The organism is Arthrobacter sp. FW306-06-A, assembly GCF_021870055.1.
GTDB lineage: Bacteria > Actinomycetota > Actinomycetes > Actinomycetales > Micrococcaceae > Arthrobacter.
Genome location: NZ_CP084552.1, coordinates 1,030,938 through 1,046,847, shown reverse-complemented (window position 1 = coordinate 1,046,847; position 15,910 = coordinate 1,030,938). Strand labels below are relative to the sequence as shown.

The 15,910-nt window shown below is 65.8% G+C and carries 12 protein-coding genes; 2 read left to right on the top strand and 10 right to left on the bottom strand.

Annotated elements, in window-relative coordinates; all coding sequences use genetic code 11:
* Window positions 1-2: 2 nt before the first annotated feature.
* A complete protein-coding gene (locus LFT49_RS04990) occupies window positions 3-413 on the top strand; it encodes an Hpt domain-containing protein (protein ID WP_236801244.1) in 411 nt (136 codons plus the stop codon).
* Here LFT49_RS04990 and LFT49_RS04985 read toward each other — a convergent pair.
* Window positions 386-1,150, bottom strand: a complete 765-nt coding sequence (locus tag LFT49_RS04985; protein ID WP_236801243.1) for a response regulator transcription factor — start codon at window positions 1,148-1,150, stop codon at window positions 386-388. The genes LFT49_RS04990 and LFT49_RS04985 overlap by 28 nt on opposite strands.
* Window positions 1,151-1,244: 94 nt before the next feature.
* On the opposite strand from LFT49_RS04985, the gene LFT49_RS04980 reads away from it, so the two are divergent.
* On the top strand, window positions 1,245-2,900 hold the full coding sequence (locus tag LFT49_RS04980; protein WP_237429918.1) for a sensor histidine kinase: 1,656 nt from the start codon (window positions 1,245-1,247) through the stop codon (window positions 2,898-2,900).
* Between the two features lie 82 nt (window positions 2,901-2,982).
* Here LFT49_RS04980 and LFT49_RS04975 read toward each other — a convergent pair whose 3' ends face one another.
* From LFT49_RS04975 to LFT49_RS04935, 9 genes are all read right to left on the bottom strand, one after another.
* Window positions 2,983-4,236 (bottom strand): McrC family protein, encoded by a 1,254-nt coding sequence (locus tag LFT49_RS04975; RefSeq protein ID WP_237429917.1) that lies wholly within the window; start codon window positions 4,234-4,236, stop codon window positions 2,983-2,985.
* Window positions 4,223-6,454, bottom strand: a complete 2,232-nt coding sequence (locus LFT49_RS04970) for an McrB family protein (protein ID WP_237429916.1) — start codon at window positions 6,452-6,454, stop codon at window positions 4,223-4,225. The genes LFT49_RS04975 and LFT49_RS04970 overlap by 14 nt, the downstream gene beginning before the upstream one ends.
* Window positions 6,455-6,523: 69 nt before the next feature.
* Window positions 6,524-6,781 (bottom strand): PLD nuclease N-terminal domain-containing protein, encoded by a 258-nt coding sequence (locus LFT49_RS04965; protein WP_237429915.1) that lies wholly within the window; start codon window positions 6,779-6,781, stop codon window positions 6,524-6,526.
* Window positions 6,782-6,860: 79 nt separating this feature from the next.
* Window positions 6,861-7,277: an acyl-CoA thioesterase gene (locus LFT49_RS04960; RefSeq protein WP_236801238.1), complete on the bottom strand. Its 417-nt coding sequence runs from the start codon at window positions 7,275-7,277 to the stop codon at window positions 6,861-6,863.
* Between the two features lie 38 nt (window positions 7,278-7,315).
* Window positions 7,316-9,379 (bottom strand): ABC transporter ATP-binding protein, encoded by a 2,064-nt coding sequence (locus LFT49_RS04955; protein ID WP_272912544.1) that lies wholly within the window; start codon window positions 9,377-9,379, stop codon window positions 7,316-7,318.
* Window positions 9,376-11,109, bottom strand: a complete 1,734-nt coding sequence (locus LFT49_RS04950; RefSeq protein WP_237429914.1) for an ABC transporter ATP-binding protein — start codon at window positions 11,107-11,109, stop codon at window positions 9,376-9,378. The genes LFT49_RS04955 and LFT49_RS04950 overlap by 4 nt, the downstream gene beginning before the upstream one ends.
* 226 nt (window positions 11,110-11,335) lie before the next feature.
* Entirely contained in the window at window positions 11,336-13,585 is a 2,250-nt protein-coding gene (locus tag LFT49_RS04945; RefSeq protein ID WP_236801236.1) for an MDR family MFS transporter, read from the bottom strand.
* Window positions 13,578-14,072 (bottom strand): MarR family winged helix-turn-helix transcriptional regulator, encoded by a 495-nt coding sequence (locus LFT49_RS04940; RefSeq protein ID WP_236801235.1) that lies wholly within the window; start codon window positions 14,070-14,072, stop codon window positions 13,578-13,580. The genes LFT49_RS04945 and LFT49_RS04940 overlap by 8 nt, the downstream gene beginning before the upstream one ends.
* Window positions 14,073-14,218: 146 nt before the next feature.
* Window positions 14,219-15,907 carry a thiamine pyrophosphate-binding protein gene (locus LFT49_RS04935; RefSeq protein ID WP_237429913.1) on the bottom strand — a complete coding sequence of 563 codons (1,689 nt, stop codon included), beginning with the start codon at window positions 15,905-15,907 and terminating at the stop codon, window positions 14,219-14,221.
* Window positions 15,908-15,910 lie beyond the last annotated feature (3 nt).

Below are 15,910 nucleotides of genomic sequence, written 5' to 3'. Positions count from 1 at the left end.
TCGTGAGCACGTCGGATGATGCGCCAAGGCCGCTGGTGGACCAGTCCGTCCTGGACCGGCTACGGGAAGAACTCGAGGAGGAAGAAGGCTACAGCCGGATCTTCGTTGGGAATTTCATCGAGTTCCTGCCGCAACGGCTGGGCCGGTTGCGGCTTGCCCTGACTACCGGCGACCTGGACGGCTCCATGGACGCAGTCCTGAGCCTTAAGACCTCAAGCCAAATGGTGGGCGCCGAGCGCTTGGCCGGCCTGGCCCTGGAACTCGAGAACGAGATCCGCGCCGAAGCCCGCCACGCTGACATGGCGGTGGCGTTGCCCAGGCTGGCCGCCACCTACCTGCGACCCATCACCCAGTGCAGCAGGCAAACCATGCATCGGTTGCAGGCTCAGTGCTGTCCCGGCGCCAAACGGTAGCCCACCCCGCGGACCGTCTGCAGCCACCGCGGCTGCTGCGGCGAGTCACCCAGCTTCTTGCGCAGGTTTCCCATGTGGACCTCCACGGACCGTTCGTCGGCCTCGCTGATGTAGCTGCCGACGTCGTAATCCTCATCCCGGAGCCGCCGCACCAGGTCCGATTTGGTGCGGACTGTCCGGCCCGCTTCCAGCAGCGCGTACAGCAGTTCGAACTCGGTGCGCGTCAGGTTCATCTCTTTGCCGTCGACGGCGACGGTCCGCGAGGCGTAGCTGAGTTCCAGGCCGTTGTGGCTGAAGTTTCCACGCTCCGGGTGGGCCGCGCTGTCCGGGGAAGCATCAACGGCAACGTCGCCGGGGTCGGGAACGGACCGCGGCCGGCGCATCATGGCCGCAACCCGCGCCCGCAGTTCCCGCGGGCGGAAGGGCTTGGTGAGGTAGTCGTCCGCGCCTGATTCCAGCCCGATGAGGGTGTCCAGTTCCTCGGTCCGTGCCGTGAGCATCACGATGTAGGCGTCCGAAAACTCGCGGATCTGCCGGGACACCTCAAAACCGTCGATGTCCGGCAGGCCCAGGTCCAGGGTGATGACATCAGGATTCAAGCTTTTGGCCATCAGGACGCCCTCGGCGCCGCCACTGGCGACAGTGACGTCAAATCCAGCCTGGGTCAGCACAGTGCGAACCAGTTCCCGAATGTCGTGGTCATCCTCGATGACCAGACCCACACGTGCCTCACTCATAGAGCCCCCTCAGTGCCAACGTCAGAAGTATAGCTGGCTGCGGATATCCTGCTGGTATGGTCTCGCACAGCCCGACGTCCGCGTCTTCCGCGCCATGAGCAACCCCACGGCCTGGTCTTCCGGACGGCTGCGTTTTTTCAAGCGGCCCTTCCATGAATACCGGCTGTCCGACCGGGTGGCCCTGAGCCAAATGCCGCTGTTCGTGACCACGATCCTGACCGCCCTGCTGGTGTGGGCGTTCTTCCCGGTCACCATGAACAACCCCTTGTTCGTCGCGTTCCTCATCTCGCAGCTGGCCATCATGGCGCTTTGCTACGTCATTCCATGGGAACGGCTGCCCTACACCAGCTTCCTGGCCATCCCACTGCTGGACTTCGTTTCCATCGCGGCAGGCAGGGAGGGCGGCCAGGAAAGCCTTACCGGCATCAGCCTTCTCGCCGTGTTTCCGGTGATTTGGCTCTGCGCCTCCGGATACTACCCTCGGGCTGCCTTGTGGCTGTCCTTCCTGGGGCCGCTGGCCATCATCTGGGTTCCGTTGCTCCTGAAAGGCGACTACACCCCGCAGGACTTTGCCCGCTCCCTGCTCCTGCCCGTCATGATGCTGGGCATCGGAGTGTCGGTCAGCGTCCTGACCCTGAGCATGATGCGCCAGCAGCAGGAGCTGGAGGACAAGGACGAGCAACTTCGGGCCAGCCTGCGCACCAGCAAGCGCCAGGAATCGCTGCTGAACACCATCCTGGACACCGTGCACCTGGGCGTCCTGGCGGTTGACGCCGACGGCCATGACATCCTGATGAACCGCAAGCAGCGCGCCAATCACGAACTGGCCCGGCCAAAGAACATCGCGGATCCCAACGAGTCGCAGCTCTTGGTCTTTGGGGCAGACCGAAAAACCCTGATCCCCGTCCAGGAGCGTCCGGTACGGCGCGCCGTCCTGGGAGAGACCTTCACCGATTTCCTGGTCTGGCTCGGCGAAGGGAACGACCAGCGGGCACTGGTGACCACGGCACGCGCCATGAGGGACTCCGACGGCAAGTTCACCGGCTCAGTGATCGTCTTCAGCGACGTAACTGACCTGGTCAACGCGCTCACCGCCAAGGATGACTTTGTCTCCAGCGTCTCCCATGAATTCCGCACTCCGCTGACCTCCATCCTTGGCTATGTGGAGATTGTGCTCGCCGACGAACCGGAGGAACCGCAGCGCGAAATGCTGGAAATCATCCGTCGCAATTCCGAGCGGCTCCTGACCCTGGTTTCGGACCTGCTGTCCAGCCGGAACGGCCAGCTGATCGTCACGCCGCACGCCGTGGATGTCGCCGACCTCGTCCGGAACAGCGTGTCCTCGGCAATGCCCCGGGCGGCAGCGGCCGGCGTCGAACTGCGGGCCGAAACCCCGGAGCAGCTGGAGGCCCACGTGGACAGCGTGCGCATCTCGCAGGTCCTGGACAACTTGGTGTCCAACGCCATCAAGTACTCCCCGGACGGCGGCAAAGTGGTGGTGTCGCTGGCGCTGGAGGACGGGCACCTGGCCTGCCGCGTCGCGGACACCGGTATGGGAATGACCCCGGAGGACGCCTCCGAGGTGTTTGCCAAGTTCTTCCGCACCAGCAGCGTCCGGCGCACCGCCATCCCCGGCGTGGGCCTGGGGCTGCCCATCAGCAAGGCGATCGTCGAGGCACACGGCGGCACCATCGACGTGGAGAGCACCCTGGGCAAGGGAACAACCTTTACGTTCCGCGTGCCGGTCTGATCCCCGCCTGCACCCTAACCTCGCAGGCTCGGCCAGGGAGCCCGGCAGGCGTGGGCCGACCGACGGCGGACTGCCGGGCGCATCAGCCGTTCCGGGCTTGGCGGACCACTTCGCCCCATGACTGGCGGGCGAGTTCCTGGACTGAGGCAAGGATGCCCGACGGCGGCTGGCTGAGGTCCAGCGGGAACTCCACGATGTCGATGTCGGTGTTCAGGATGCGGCGGAGTTTCACTTCGCCCTTGCCTGCATAGATCAGCCAGGCGGTGGGCACGGCCAGCGCGGTGCAGTGGGCCAGCATCTGGTAATGGTCGGCCGTCAGCGACGCCCCTGCATCAGATGCCGCCCGGTACTTCGTGTTGTAGGCCACCACGGGGCGCCCGCCCAGCAGGTGGACCGCATCCGGTCTCACGGAGAGCCGGTCGGAATCGCGCACTGCCTCGCTGAGGAGGGTGTTGTAGCGCAGCCGGAGCTCACCAGGGTAGGCCGCCATGGCGCTGCGCAGTGCGGTTCCCACGAAGTCCTCGAACACCTGCGCCATGTCCACCACGAACGAAGCCGTCCGCTGCCTGCCCTCACCGGCTTCCGCGGACGCGTTGCGCAGGATCAGGTCGGCCAGGCGCAGCACGGCGTGATAGCGCAGGTTCATCCTTGTTGGCTTCCACGGCGGCACCGGGGCGCCGGCTGGAAGGCGCGTGACGCCGTCGAGCTTTCCCTTCAGCTGGCGCAGCCGGCCCAGCACTTCGGGCCGCACCCCCGGCACCTGCCCCATCCGCTCAAGCGCGGCGCGCAGGATCCGGTTTTCGGCGATGTCCTCGGTGAACTCGTCATAGGAGACCTCCAAGGGAACCAGCATGCCCGGGCGCCGGGAGATCTGGTCCGAAATCCGGATCCGCCCCTTCACGGTCCGCAGGGACTCATCCACAGTGAGGTAGCCCTGCAGGAGGCCGCGACCCAGGGCGCGTTCAGCCAGCTGCGCCAGCGACTCGGCCAGCGCGCTCCACAGGTCCCGGTCCTCGGTTGCCGCCACCAAATCCGGCCGGAAGCCCTGCTCCCCCGCGTAACTGAGCAGGAACAGGAGCCGGCTCAGTCCCAGCCGGTCCTTGGGCCGGACGTCGAGCTGGACCGTGGCAGTGCGAACGGAGCCCACCTTGCCCACCGGCTCGATCCGGTACAACCCCATGCCCATCGGGGAAGTTTTGGCCAGGCCGCTGGAGTTCAGGACGGAAGCGCTTGGTGCGTCCAGCCGTTCCACCAGGCCGCTGGACAGCTCATCGAGGACCAGGTGGCGCACCGCACCGGTTGAAATGCCGGCCGCCCGCGGATCAGCGCGCTGCAATGCGTCCCAGCAGCTGGTCCAGCCCGAACCGTTCTTCCAGCTGCGCGCGCGTCAGCTGGCCGTGGTAGTGCTCCTCCAGCAGCGGCATCAGCTCGTACTTGAAGATCCGTCGCAGCCCGGCAGGGGTCTGGGCCGCGGGCTTCATGAAGTACGACGGCCCGATCATCAGGTCCCGGTCCCACTCATCGATGGCCCCGTTCAGCGCGTCCAGCAGCAGCGCCGGGGCGGTGTCCAGCTGGCGGGCCTCAAGGAACCTCAGCAGCGACCCCTTCACCGGTTCCGTCTGCGGATGCAGTTCGATGAAGGAGAACCGGCGGCGGATGGCGGCGTCCATCATGGCGATGGACCGGTCCGCCGTGTTCATGGTGCCGATGATGTACAGGTTGTCCGGCAGCGTGAACGGCTCGTTGGGGCTGTACTGCAGGTAGATCCGGTCATCCCGGTACTCCAGCAGGAAGTACAGCTCGCCGAACACCTTGGCCAGGTTGGCGCGGTTCATCTCATCGATGATCAGGAAGTACGGCTTTTTCTCGTTCCCGGGCTTGGCGGCTTCCTCAGCCAGCCGCCGCAGCGGACCCGCCACCAGTTTGAAGGACACCTGCCCGTCGTCGGTCTTGTCCGGCCGGTAGCCCTCGAAGAAATCCTCGTAGGCGTAGGACGGATGGAACTGGACCAGCTTGACGCGTTCGTCCGTGGTGTCGTCCGCCAGCTCGGCCGCCAGGTGCTTGGCCAGGTAGGTCTTGCCGGTGCCGGGCGGGCCGTAAAGGACCAGCTGCCGGTTCTCCTCCAGCAGATCGGCGATCTCCTGCAGAGGTTCCAGCTCCATGTGCAGCGACGCGGCGAATTCCTGCGTCAGCGGACGGAAGCCCTCCTGCACAGGGAGGACGACGGCGGCAGCGTCGGTATCGCCGTCGGGCTCGGTTTCCGCCTCGGCGGGGAGCAGTGCCTGCAGTGCCTGCACCACCCGGGTGGCGTCAACCACGATGCCGGGGGTGGCCAGCTGCCGCTGGACGTGCCGGGGAAGGCTGGTGGTGGCGTGCCCGTCGTCGAACCAGCGCACCTTGCGCCGCAGCCGGCGGTTGTCGTCGTTGTACTCGGGCTCCCCCAGCACCCCGCCCAGCCGCACCGTTCCGGCGTGCTGGTAGAGCACCAGGTCGCCGGGCTTCATGACGGTCAGGAACGCAAACACGGCGGTCTTGGTGTCCTCTCGCTCCACGTAGCCGAGGTGCTTGTAGTCCTCGTCAACGGCGTGCTGCACCACGCCGGCGGTGACGCCGGGCTCCAGCAGGCGGAGGTGTTCGACGTCGAGCGTCACCTTCTCCTCGCCATGCCAGGCGGTAAGCAGCTCGGCGTTGTCGCTGTGCGTCCGGAGCAGCCAGGCACGCCGCCCGGGGTCGCCCACCTTGCGCCACTGGCTGACCAGTTGGCGGGAGTACCAGTCGATGCGCTGGCCCGCCTGTTCGTCCAGGTGCAGCCGGATACGGTGGATATCGGCGGTTATGTCCTCTTCGCTGTCTCCCCTGGCGCCGCCCACGAGCGACGCAAAGGCATCCCGGATTTCCTGCCGTTCCACGTCCGCCACCACCGGCTCGAAGTAGCTGGGCCAGGCCAGGAACTCGATGCTGCGCCGGATGGCCGGCTGGTCATCCGGCGTGGATGCGGCGAGGCGGTGGAACTGCAGCGGGTCCTTGAGGGCTGCCTGCACTACGCTGGCCGGCCGCTGCGCGACGTTCCGGACGAACCGGCACAACCACCTGAGGTGGTCCCAGATGGTCCAGTTGAATTCGGCGGTGCGGTCGCGGATGACACCGTGGTCCGTCATCCCGGCGTACAGCTCTTCGGGTAGTTCCAGCGGTGGCTCCAGCCAGCCTGCGGCCTCCGCCACCCGGGCGCGCTTGACCTTCAGCGACTTCACCTCGTGTGCCAGCGGAAGGGACTGCAGGAAGAGCAGCTCCACGGCCAACTGCTTGGCCCCGCGGGTGGCACCCTCCAGGTTCTCGCGGAGGTTGGTCATCATCGGCGCCTTGGAGTCAACGATGCCCCGTTCCAGCCGGTCAAGCAGCTCGGCGGCAGCCGGAACGGACCACGTCCTGGTGCGGCCGTCCAGGGGTGACGCCTTGCCCTGCAGGCCCGGCCCCAGCACGAACCACGCCGCATCCTCGATCTCCTTGGAGATGCCGAGGGCGCGGGTCATGGCAACAGTGGCAGTGGGGGTCATGCCCCCAAATTTACAGGGTCTGGCTGGGCGCACGCTCCACGGTGGCTGAACCGGGCACCGCCAGGCCGGCTATTTTCCGGTGGCGGAGTGCTTCCTTCCGAAGATGAAGTAGCCCATGGGCCCGATGAAGTTAACGAAGGACGCTGCCCGCCACGCAGCCTTCGGCCCGTTGATCTGGTCGGCAGGGCGGTGGGAAATGTCCCGCTGGGCCGCAACCAGCAGGGATACCTGGACGATCGCGGTGAGGATGGTGCCCACCTTCCTGCCCGGCGACATCTCCTTCCAGGTCTTCTTCTTCCCTGAGGCGCGGGTCTTGTTCTTGGCCATCGGGCTTCCTTTCGCTGTAGGTAATGGTCCAGTTCAGTGTTTCCAGTCCACTGGTTTCCGGGCAGTCCTGACCAGAGTCTTAGTGCCTGTAGGGAGCCATCCGTTCTTTTTGCTCCTGGGTGAGCCGTTGCACGCGACCCGTGGCTTCATCAACGAAGGCCAGGTGGCTGCTCGCCTTCACGCAGTCCTCCCCGGTCACGGGGTCCTGGACCACGTAATGGATGTCAAAGCTGGCTCCCTTGACGGCGCCGATCCAGACCTGGACCAGGGCCGGAACGTTGCGGTACTCCAGGGTCCGGACATAGCGGATCTTGTGGTCAACGATCAAAGCAAGCGTGCCCTCCGGGACATCGTTGAACAGCGACACCGGGGGCTCGATACCGGGACGACCCGTACCCCGCGGTGGCCCAAAGGCTGCGATCCGCGCTTCCTCCAGCATCCGCACGATCTGGACGTTGTTGATGTGGCCGTAGGCGTCCATGTCGCCCCAGCGCATCGGGACAAGGACCTCGATGCGCTGGCCACCGTGCGCGCTCAGCTGCGCACCGCCGTCGAATCATCCAACAGCATTTCCCCGGCGTCCGCACCCGCGAACTGTGACATGTAGAGGCGGTGGTAGGCGCCGCCGGCTGCGAGCAGCACCTGGTGGTTGCCCTGTTCCACGATTCGTCCGTTTTCCATGACCAGGATCGTATCTGCATCGCGGATGGTGGAGAGCCGGTGCGCGATCACAAAGCTGGTCCGGTCGGAGCGCAGCGCCGCCATGGCCTTCTGCACCAGCAGTTCGGTGCGGGTGTCCACGGAACTGGTGGCCTCATCCAGGATCAGCAGCGAGGGGTTGGCCACGAAGGCGCGGGCGATGGTGATCAGCTGCTTTTCGCCCGCGCTGACGTTGTTGCCTTCTTCATCGATCACGGTGTCGTAGCCTTCCGGCAGGGCGCGGACGAAGCGGTCCACGAAGGTGGCCCTGGCAGCTGCGATGACCTGCTCCTCTGTGGCGTTGAGGTTGCCGTAGCGGATGTTGTCGTAAATGGACCCGCCGAAGAGCCAGGCATCCTGCAGCACCATGCCCACCTTGGAGCGTAGCTCGGAGCGGCTGAGGTGGGTGACATCCACGCCGTCCAGCATGATGGAGCCGGAGTTGAGCTCGTAGAAGCGCATCACCAGGTTCACCAGGGTGGTCTTTCCGGCTCCTGTGGGGCCCACGATCGCCACCGTGTTGCCCGGCTCTGCCGTGAAGGAGAGGTTCTCGATGAGCGGCTTGTCCGGGGTGTAGCTGAAGGTAACGTTCTTGATGTCCACGTGTCCGTCGGTCTTGGCCGGCAGGTGTTCGGTGGCGGTTTCGGCGTCCTGTTCGTCGGCGTCAAGGAACTCGAAGACACGCTCCGAGGACGCCACCCCGGACTGGAGCATGTTGGCCATGCCGGCCATCTGGCCCAGCGGCTGGGTGAACTCGCGGGAGTACTGGATGAATGCGGTGGCATCGCCCAGGGACATGGCGCCGGAGGCCACGCGGAGTCCGCCCACCACCGCGATGCCCACGTAGCTGAGGTAGGACACGAACTGCATGACGGGGAAGATGATCCCGGAGACGAACTGCGCGCCGAAGCTTGCCTTGTAGAGGGCTTCGTTGCGTTCTTCGAACCGTGCCAGCATGTCCGCATCCCGGCCGAAGACGCGCACCAGGTCGTGCCCGGAGAAGGACTCCTCGATCTGGCCGTTCAGCGACCCGGTGTTCTTCCATTGGGCGGCGAACAGTTTTTGGCTCCGGGCTCCGATCAGGCCGGCGGCCACGCCGGACAACGGGAGGGCGATCAGGGCAATCAGGGCAAGCTGCCAGGAGACGATGAACATCATGATCACGATGCCCAGGACGGTCAGCACGGAGTTGACCAGCTGGGCGAAAGCCTGTTGGAGTGCCTGCTGGATGTTGTCGACGTCGTTGGTCACCCGGGACAGCACATCGCCGCGCTGCCGGGTATCGAAGTAGTTCAGCGGCAGGCGGTTGAGCTTGTTCTCGGTATCGTCACGCAGGCGGCGGATGACCTTCATGACGATGCGGTTCAGGACGTAGCCCTGCAGCCACATGAAGATATTCGCGACGAAGTACATCAGCAGGACAATGGCGATGAGCATGGTGAGCTTGTCGAAGTTGATGCCCGTGCCGGGCACCAGCTCCATGCGGGCCACCATGTCGGCGAAGTTGTCCTGGCCCTGTTGGCGCAGCCCGGCAACGAACTGCTCCTTGCTGGCTCCGGCGGGCAGCTGCTTTCCCACTACCCCGGCGAAGATGACATCCATGGCCTGGCCCAGGATCTTGGGCGCAATGACGTTGAGGACCACGGAGACCACCACCAGGCCCACCACCGCGTAGATACCCAGGGCTTCGGGCTTCAGCAGGCCCATCAGCCGTTTCGCAGATGGCCAGAAGTGCTCGGCTTTCTTGGCGGGCATGCCGCCGAACATGTCCCCGTCCGCTTCGGAGGGGGTGAACTCCTCCTCGAGGAAGTCGTCGTCTTCATGCCCGGCGCCGGCAGCCACCGCGGATTCGGGGGCGGCCTCTTCCACGGGGGCGGAGTCCTTCTTGCGGGGGCTCATGCCACTTCCTCCACACTCAGCTGGGATTCGACAATTTCCTGGTACGTGGGCGAGGTTTCCAGGAGTTCCTCGTGCGTGCCACGGTCCACGATGCGTCCGTTGTCCAGCACCAGGATCTGGTCGGCCTCGGTGATGGTGGAGATCCGCTGGGCCACGATGATGACGGTGGCATCCCTGGTAATGGCCTTGAGGGCGGCCCGGAGCCGGGCGTCAGTGGCCACGTCCAGGGCCGAGAACGAGTCGTCAAAGAGGTAGACGCGGGGTTTGGTCACGAGCGCACGCGCAATGCACAGGCGCTGGCGCTGTCCGCCGGAGACGTTGGTGCCGCCCTGCGAAATCCTTGCGTCCAGCCCGTTCTTCTTCTCGCGGACAAAGGACTCGCCTTGGGCTACCCGAAGGGCATCCCAGAGTTCCTGGTCCGTCGCCTCGGTCTTGCCGAACCGGAGGTTGTGTTCGATGGTGCCGGAGAACAGGTATGGACGCTGCGGCACCAACGCAACCCTCTTGGTGATCTCGGCGCGGTCCAGCCTGTCCACCGGGACACCGTCCAGCAGCACCTGCCCTTCCACGGGGTCATACAGCCGCGGCAGGAGGGACAACAGGGAGGTTTTCCCGGCGCCCGTGGACCCGATGATGGCGATGGTCTGCCCCGGGTGGGCGGTGAAGCTGATGTTGCTGAGCACCGGAGACTCGGCGCCCGGGTAGGCGAACGTGACGTTTCGGTATTCCACCGCTCCGGTGAGAGTGGCCGGAGCCTGAGGCTGCTGGGGATCGTGGATGGAGGGCTCGACGCCGAGCACCTCGCCGATGCGGTCAGCACAAACGGAGGCGCGCGGGATCATCATGGCCATGAAGGTGCCCATCATGACCGCCATCAGGATTTGCAGCAGGTACTGCAGGAACGCGGTGAGCGAGCCCACCTGCATGGCGCCGGCATCCACCCGCTGCCCGCCAAACCAGAGCACTGCCGCCGTGGACAGGTGCAGGATCATGCTGATGGCCGGAAACATCAGGACGAACAGGGCTCCGATGCGGAGCGAGACGTCCGTCAGTTCCTTATTGGCCCCGCCGAAGCGTTCGGTCTCGAACGGCTCACGCACGAAGGCCCGGACCACCCGGATACCGATGATCTGCTCGCGCAGCACGGCGTTGATGCGGTCGATCTTCCGCTGCATGGACCGGAACAGCGGCATGAGCCGGACCACCAGGTAGCCCACCACCACGGCCAGCAGGGGAACGGAGACCCAGACCAGCCAGGACAGATTAATGTCCTCGCGCAGCGCCATGATGATGCCGCCGATGCACATGATGGGGGTGGCCACCATGAAGTTCAGCCCCATGAGGAGGAGCATCTGCACCTGCTGGACATCGTTGGTGCCCCGGGTAATCAGTGTGGGCGCGCCGAACGCGTTGACATCCTTGGCGGAGAAGCTGGTGACCTTGCGGAACACCGCATGGCGCAGGTCCCGGCCCACCGCCATGGCCGTCCTCGAGCCGAAGTAGACGCCGGCGATGGCCGCTGCCACCTGGGCGAAGGCCACCAGGAGCATCACCGCGCCGGTGCGCCAGATGAAATCGGTGTCGCCGCGTGCCACGCCCTCGTCAATGATTTGCGCGTTCAGGCTGGGCAGGTACAGCGCAGCGATGGTGGCCGCGAGCTGGAAAATGACGACAGCCAGGATGTACGGCGAATACGGTTTGGAGTAGCGCCGTATGAGGGTGAGGAGCATGGACTCAACTCTAGTGATGGGCACCGACATTTGGTCCCTCGCCGGCATCTTTTCCGCCGGTGAACAGCCGGCCGAAACCGGGTTTACGGGGAGGGCGGCACCAGGCAGAGGAAGACATCACATGCAGCAAAGCCGCCGCCCGCTCCCGGAGGTCTTCCGGGTGCGGGCTGCGGCTTTGGCGTTGCCATGGCTCCAACCATGGCGGGGAGGAACTGCTGTCCTGGCCTTACTGTCCTTGGCCCGGCTCAGAACCGGCACCGGCAGACGGCGCATCCGGCGGGGTGGCGGCGCTGTGCTTGCCACGCCCGGCCAGGTACAGCGCGGCTGCTGCCTGGATCTTGCGTTCCTTCAGGAGCTTGCGCTGCAGCCTGCTGAGCTCCGCCGCAGTGGCGGCCTGCTTGGCGGCAACGTCCTGCTGGGAGCGAAGCTGCTCCTGGATGTCCAGGACCAGGCCGCCCAGTTCCACCTGCTGGCGGGCCAGCAGGTGCTGGGTTTCCTGCAGTTTCTGCAGGGTGGCAGCGGCGCTGGCAACGGCATCGGCGATTTTATCCGCGTTATCCGCAGACCGCAGGTCCAGTCCGTCCGAACTGAAGCTCCGGGCGAAGACTTCCTCGAAGTCCTCCGTGGCTACCCGGCCGGACGCTGCTGCCGCAGCGGCAGCACCGCCGTCGTACCTCTTGGCCGCCGCAGCGGGCACTGCGGCACGTGATGCACTGCGCGTGGCCATTCCGGTCCCGGCGAGGGCGTCACCGGCGAGGGCGTCACCGGCGGGGGCATCCCCGTTCGGAGCGTCCGCGGAGACCATGGGCAGCTGGCCGGTCATGGTCGCGGTCATGCCTGCTTCACCGGCGGCGTTGGCTTCAAGCGCCTTTTCAGGGGTGATGTCAACGGTCTTGCGCAGCGGCACTTCCTTGATGAAGATGACGGCGATGAGGGCAACCACACTGACCGCGGCGGAGATCATGAAAATGCCTGCCGTGGCGTCACCGTAGGCGGCGCGCATGATGTCAGCGATCGGGGCGGGCAGGTCCTTGAGGTCCAGCGTTGCACCGCTGTTTCCGGAAGCCTGAATGCCGAGTTTCGCGAGGCCGTCCGTGGCCAGGTCCTTCACGTGGTTGGCCATGACCGCGCCCAGGACGGACACGCCGATGGCACCGCCCACGGAGCGGAAGAAGGCCACGGAGGCGCTGGCGGAGCCGATGTCCTTGGCCTGTACGGTGTTCTGGACGGCCAGGACCAGGTTCTGCATGAGCATGCCCAGTCCGATGCCGAAAATGCCCGTGTAGAGGCCGGTCTGCCAGAGTTCGGTGGTGTGGTCCATGGTGCCGGCGAGTGCCAGGCCGCCGATCAGCAGGACGGTGCCGCCGACCAGGAATCGCTTCCACTTGCCATAGCGGCTGATCAGCTGGCCGGAGACGACCGAACCGATGAGGTTGCCGGCGATCATGGGCAGGGTCAGCAGGCCGGCTTCGGTGGGCGTGGCGCCGCGAGCCACCTGGTAGTACTGGCCCAGGAAGGTGGAGGAACCGAACATCGCCACGCCGACGGCAACGGAAGCCACGATGGCCAGGGCGGTGGTGCGTTCGGAGATGATCTTCAGCGGGATGATCGGCTGGGACACCTTGGACTCAACCAGCACCAGCAGTGCGAGCAGGAGGACGCCGCCGCCCACCATCACTGCGGTCTGCCAGGACCACCAGTCGTAGTAGTCGGCCTTACCGGCGAAGGAAACCCAGATCAGGAGCAGGCTGACGCCGGAGGTGAGCAGGATGGCACCGAGCCAGTCGATCTTGGCGGGCCGCTTGACGTGCGGAACCTTCAGCGTCACCTGGAGCAGGATCAGGGCGACGACGGCGAGCGGGACGCAGACAAAGAAGGTCCACCGCCAGCCAAGGGAGCTGTCCACGATGAAGCCGCCCAGCAGCGGGCCGCCGGCAGTGCCGACCGCCATGACCGCGCCCATGTAGCCGGAGTACTTGCCGCGTTCACGCGGCGGAATGATGGAGCCGATGATGGCCTGTGCCAGGGCGGTGAGGCCACCCATGGCGATGCCCTGGATCACACGGGCGGTGAGCAGGAACGGGATGCTCTCGGAGAAGCCGGCCATGACCGAGCCGGCCACGAAGATCACGATGCTGAGCTGGACCAGGACCTTCTTGTCAAAGAGGTCGGCGAGCTTGCCCCAGATGGGGGTGGTGGCGGCGTTCGCCAGCAGCGCGGCCGTGATGACCCACGCGAAGTCCGTCTGGGTGCCCTTGAGCTCGGACATGATGGTCGGCAGCGCGTTGGCCACGATGGTGCTGCTGAGGATCGCGGTGAAGAAGGCAGCCAGAAGGCCGGTCAGGGCCTCCATGATCTGCCGGTGGTTCATGGGCGCGCCGGGTTCGTGGCGTTTGGATTGCCGCGACTCCTGTTTAGCGGTCCGCTGGCGCTGGCGCTCCTGCTCCTGGTCCGCGGCGGCGGTGACGTTAGCCATTAATGGACTCCTGCTTTTCATGTTCAGTGGTGGTTCCGGCCGCCCTTGCCCGGATGGAATTCTTCAGGGATGCGGTGAGCTTGTTCAGCATCGCGGCTGTTGCAGTGGCGTCGTCCTCGTTCCAGTCGGCGAGGTATGCCTGCAGCGTCTCCGCCCGGTGCTGCACCAGCTCTGCCAGCTTCGCTTTCCCCTGCGGGGAGAGTGCCAGCAGCTGTGCCCGGCCATCCTCCGGATCCGGGGTGCGGACCACCAGGCCCGCATCCGCCAGCTCGGCAACGTGCCGGCTGAGCACCGGCGCACTGACCCCCAGGCGCTCTGCAAGGTGCGCGGCCCGGGTCTCCCCTTCGCCGATGAACCTGAGCACGCCCTGGAGGGCGATGCCGGTGTCCTGGCCTTTGGCGTTGATCATAGTGACGCAGCGCAGCGCGCGCTGCAGGTCATAGATGTGGCTGACAAGGTCGGCTGCAGTGGCCGGTGCGACAGACATGATCCTCCCTAAAGGATTAGTTGCTGCAAGCAACTGTATCAGGAAAAGGTTGCTTAGGGAAACGAACTTGTCAGGAGGCAGGTAGAAGCAGAAACTCCCCCACTTCCAGCAGGAAGTGGGGGAGCTCCAGTACGAAAGGGTTGCGGTCAGCCGCCCAGGTGGGTGGGACCAAACATCTTCAGCAGGGTTTCAACCACGACGACGTTGGGCCCGTCGGCAGCGAATCCCGCCTTCAGCGCGTCCCCTACACCCTCCGGCGCCACCCGCGTGGCCGGCACGCCAAAGGATTCAGCGAGCTTCACGAAGTCCGGCCGGGCGAGTTCGGTGGCAGTGGCTTTGCCGAACGCGCCCACCATGTACTCGCGCAGGATGCCGTAGCCGCCGTCGTCCACTATCAGCCAGGTGACCGGGGCATTGTGCTGCCTTGCCGTCGCCAGTTCCGCGATGGAATACATGGACGAACCGTCCCCGGAGACGGCAAGCACCCGTGCTGGCTTGCCCAGTGTTTCCAGCCCCACGGCCGCGCCAATGGCACCGGGGAACGCGAAGCCCAGCCCGCCGGCACCCTGCGCGGAATGGAACTGCCCCTGCCGCGCGTCCCAGCAGGACCAGCCCCAGTACGCGGCGATGGTCATGTCCCAGAAGGTCTGCATGTCCGCCGGAACGGCCTCACGGATATCGGCCATGAACTTCAGTTCCTTGGCCAGGTCCTGCGATTCCAGCCGTGCGCGGACCTTAGCGAGGGATTCCCTGATTAGTTCTTCCGGGGTACTGCCATGCCAGTCCGGCACTGCAGTCCCTCCGGGCTGCAGCGCCTCATCGAGGGCCGCGAGCGCCTGGCCGGCGTCGGCCCGAATACCCAGCCCCGGCCTGTTGGACTCCAGCACGCGGGGCTCAGCGTCGATCTGGATGATCCTGCCCCGGGGCTCGAAGGTGAAGTAGTTGGAGGTGACCTCGCCAAGGGACGAGCCGATCACCACCAGGACATCGGCGTCCTCCAGGACGTCGGTCATGTAGCGGTCCTCAATCCAGGATTGCAGGGACAGCTCATGGTTCCAAGGGAAAGCGCCGTTGCCGCCTGGGGTGCAGATGACCGGTGCGCGCAGCTTCTCTGCGATCGAGAGCAGCGACTTCTCCGCCCTCCCGCGGCGGGTCCCGCCGCCGGCGATGATGGCCGGGCGTTTTGCTGCTTCCAGCCACTTCACGGCCTCGCGCACCAGTTCGATGCGGGGCGGGTTGTCCGCCGCTTCGGCAAGGGCATCCTCCACCGGCGGAACCATGATCGGATCCAGGAGCACATTCTGGGGGATCTCCAGCCACACCGGCCCCTGGGGCGAGGAGATGGCCTCGGTCCAGGCGTCCTGGATCGCGGAGGGGATGCCGGATGCGTGCTGGATGAGCCGCTGGCTCTTGGTGACGTTTGCCGCGGAGGCTTTCTGGTCGTCCAGCTGGTGCAGCATGCCCTTGCGCCGCGCGCCCAGGCCCTCCAAAGGAATCTGGCTGGCCACCACCACCATGGGCACACCCGTGGCGTAGGCCTCCTGCAGGCCGGCGAGCGAGGTCAGCGCGCCGGGGCCGGTGGAGAGGAACAGCACGCCCACTTCGCCGGTGGCGCGGGAGTACCCGTCTGCGGCAAAGGCACTGTTGTTTTCCACCCGGGAGGAGACGAAATGCAGGTTGCCGCGGCCCATGGCGTCGAAAAGGCCCAGGGCGTGTTGGCCCGGGATGCCGAAGACCGTCTTGGCTCCCAGCGCTTCGAGGGTCTCGACGACGAGGTCCCCGCCATTGCGGACGCCGCTCCCCTGTGCCGGGGCGGGCCCGTCCCATGCCGTCACGGC

Bases quoted from the DNA above. Each gene is read 5' to 3' on its own strand.
- LFT49_RS04970 (WP_237429916.1), bottom strand. From the start codon at position 6,454: ATGACCCCCACTGCCACTGTTGCCATGACCCGCGCCCTCGGCATCTCC.
- LFT49_RS04965 (WP_237429915.1), bottom strand. From the start codon at position 6,781: ATGGCCAAGAACAAGACCCGCGCCTCAGGGAAGAAGAAGACCTGGAAG.
- LFT49_RS04980 (WP_237429918.1), top strand. From the start codon at position 1,245: ATGAGCAACCCCACGGCCTGGTCTTCCGGACGGCTGCGTTTTTTCAAG.
- LFT49_RS04940 (WP_236801235.1), bottom strand. From the start codon at position 14,072: ATGTCTGTCGCACCGGCCACTGCAGCCGACCTTGTCAGCCACATCTAT.
- LFT49_RS04950 (WP_237429914.1), bottom strand. From the start codon at position 11,109: ATGCTCCTCACCCTCATACGGCGCTACTCCAAACCGTATTCGCCGTAC.
- LFT49_RS04960 (WP_236801238.1), bottom strand. From the start codon at position 7,277: ATGCGCTGGGGCGACATGGACGCCTACGGCCACATCAACAACGTCCAG.
- LFT49_RS04955 (WP_272912544.1), bottom strand. From the start codon at position 9,379: ATGAGCCCCCGCAAGAAGGACTCCGCCCCCGTGGAAGAGGCCGCCCCC.
- LFT49_RS04985 (WP_236801243.1), bottom strand. From the start codon at position 1,150: ATGAGTGAGGCACGTGTGGGTCTGGTCATCGAGGATGACCACGACATT.
- LFT49_RS04945 (WP_236801236.1), bottom strand. From the start codon at position 13,585: ATGGCTAACGTCACCGCCGCCGCGGACCAGGAGCAGGAGCGCCAGCGC.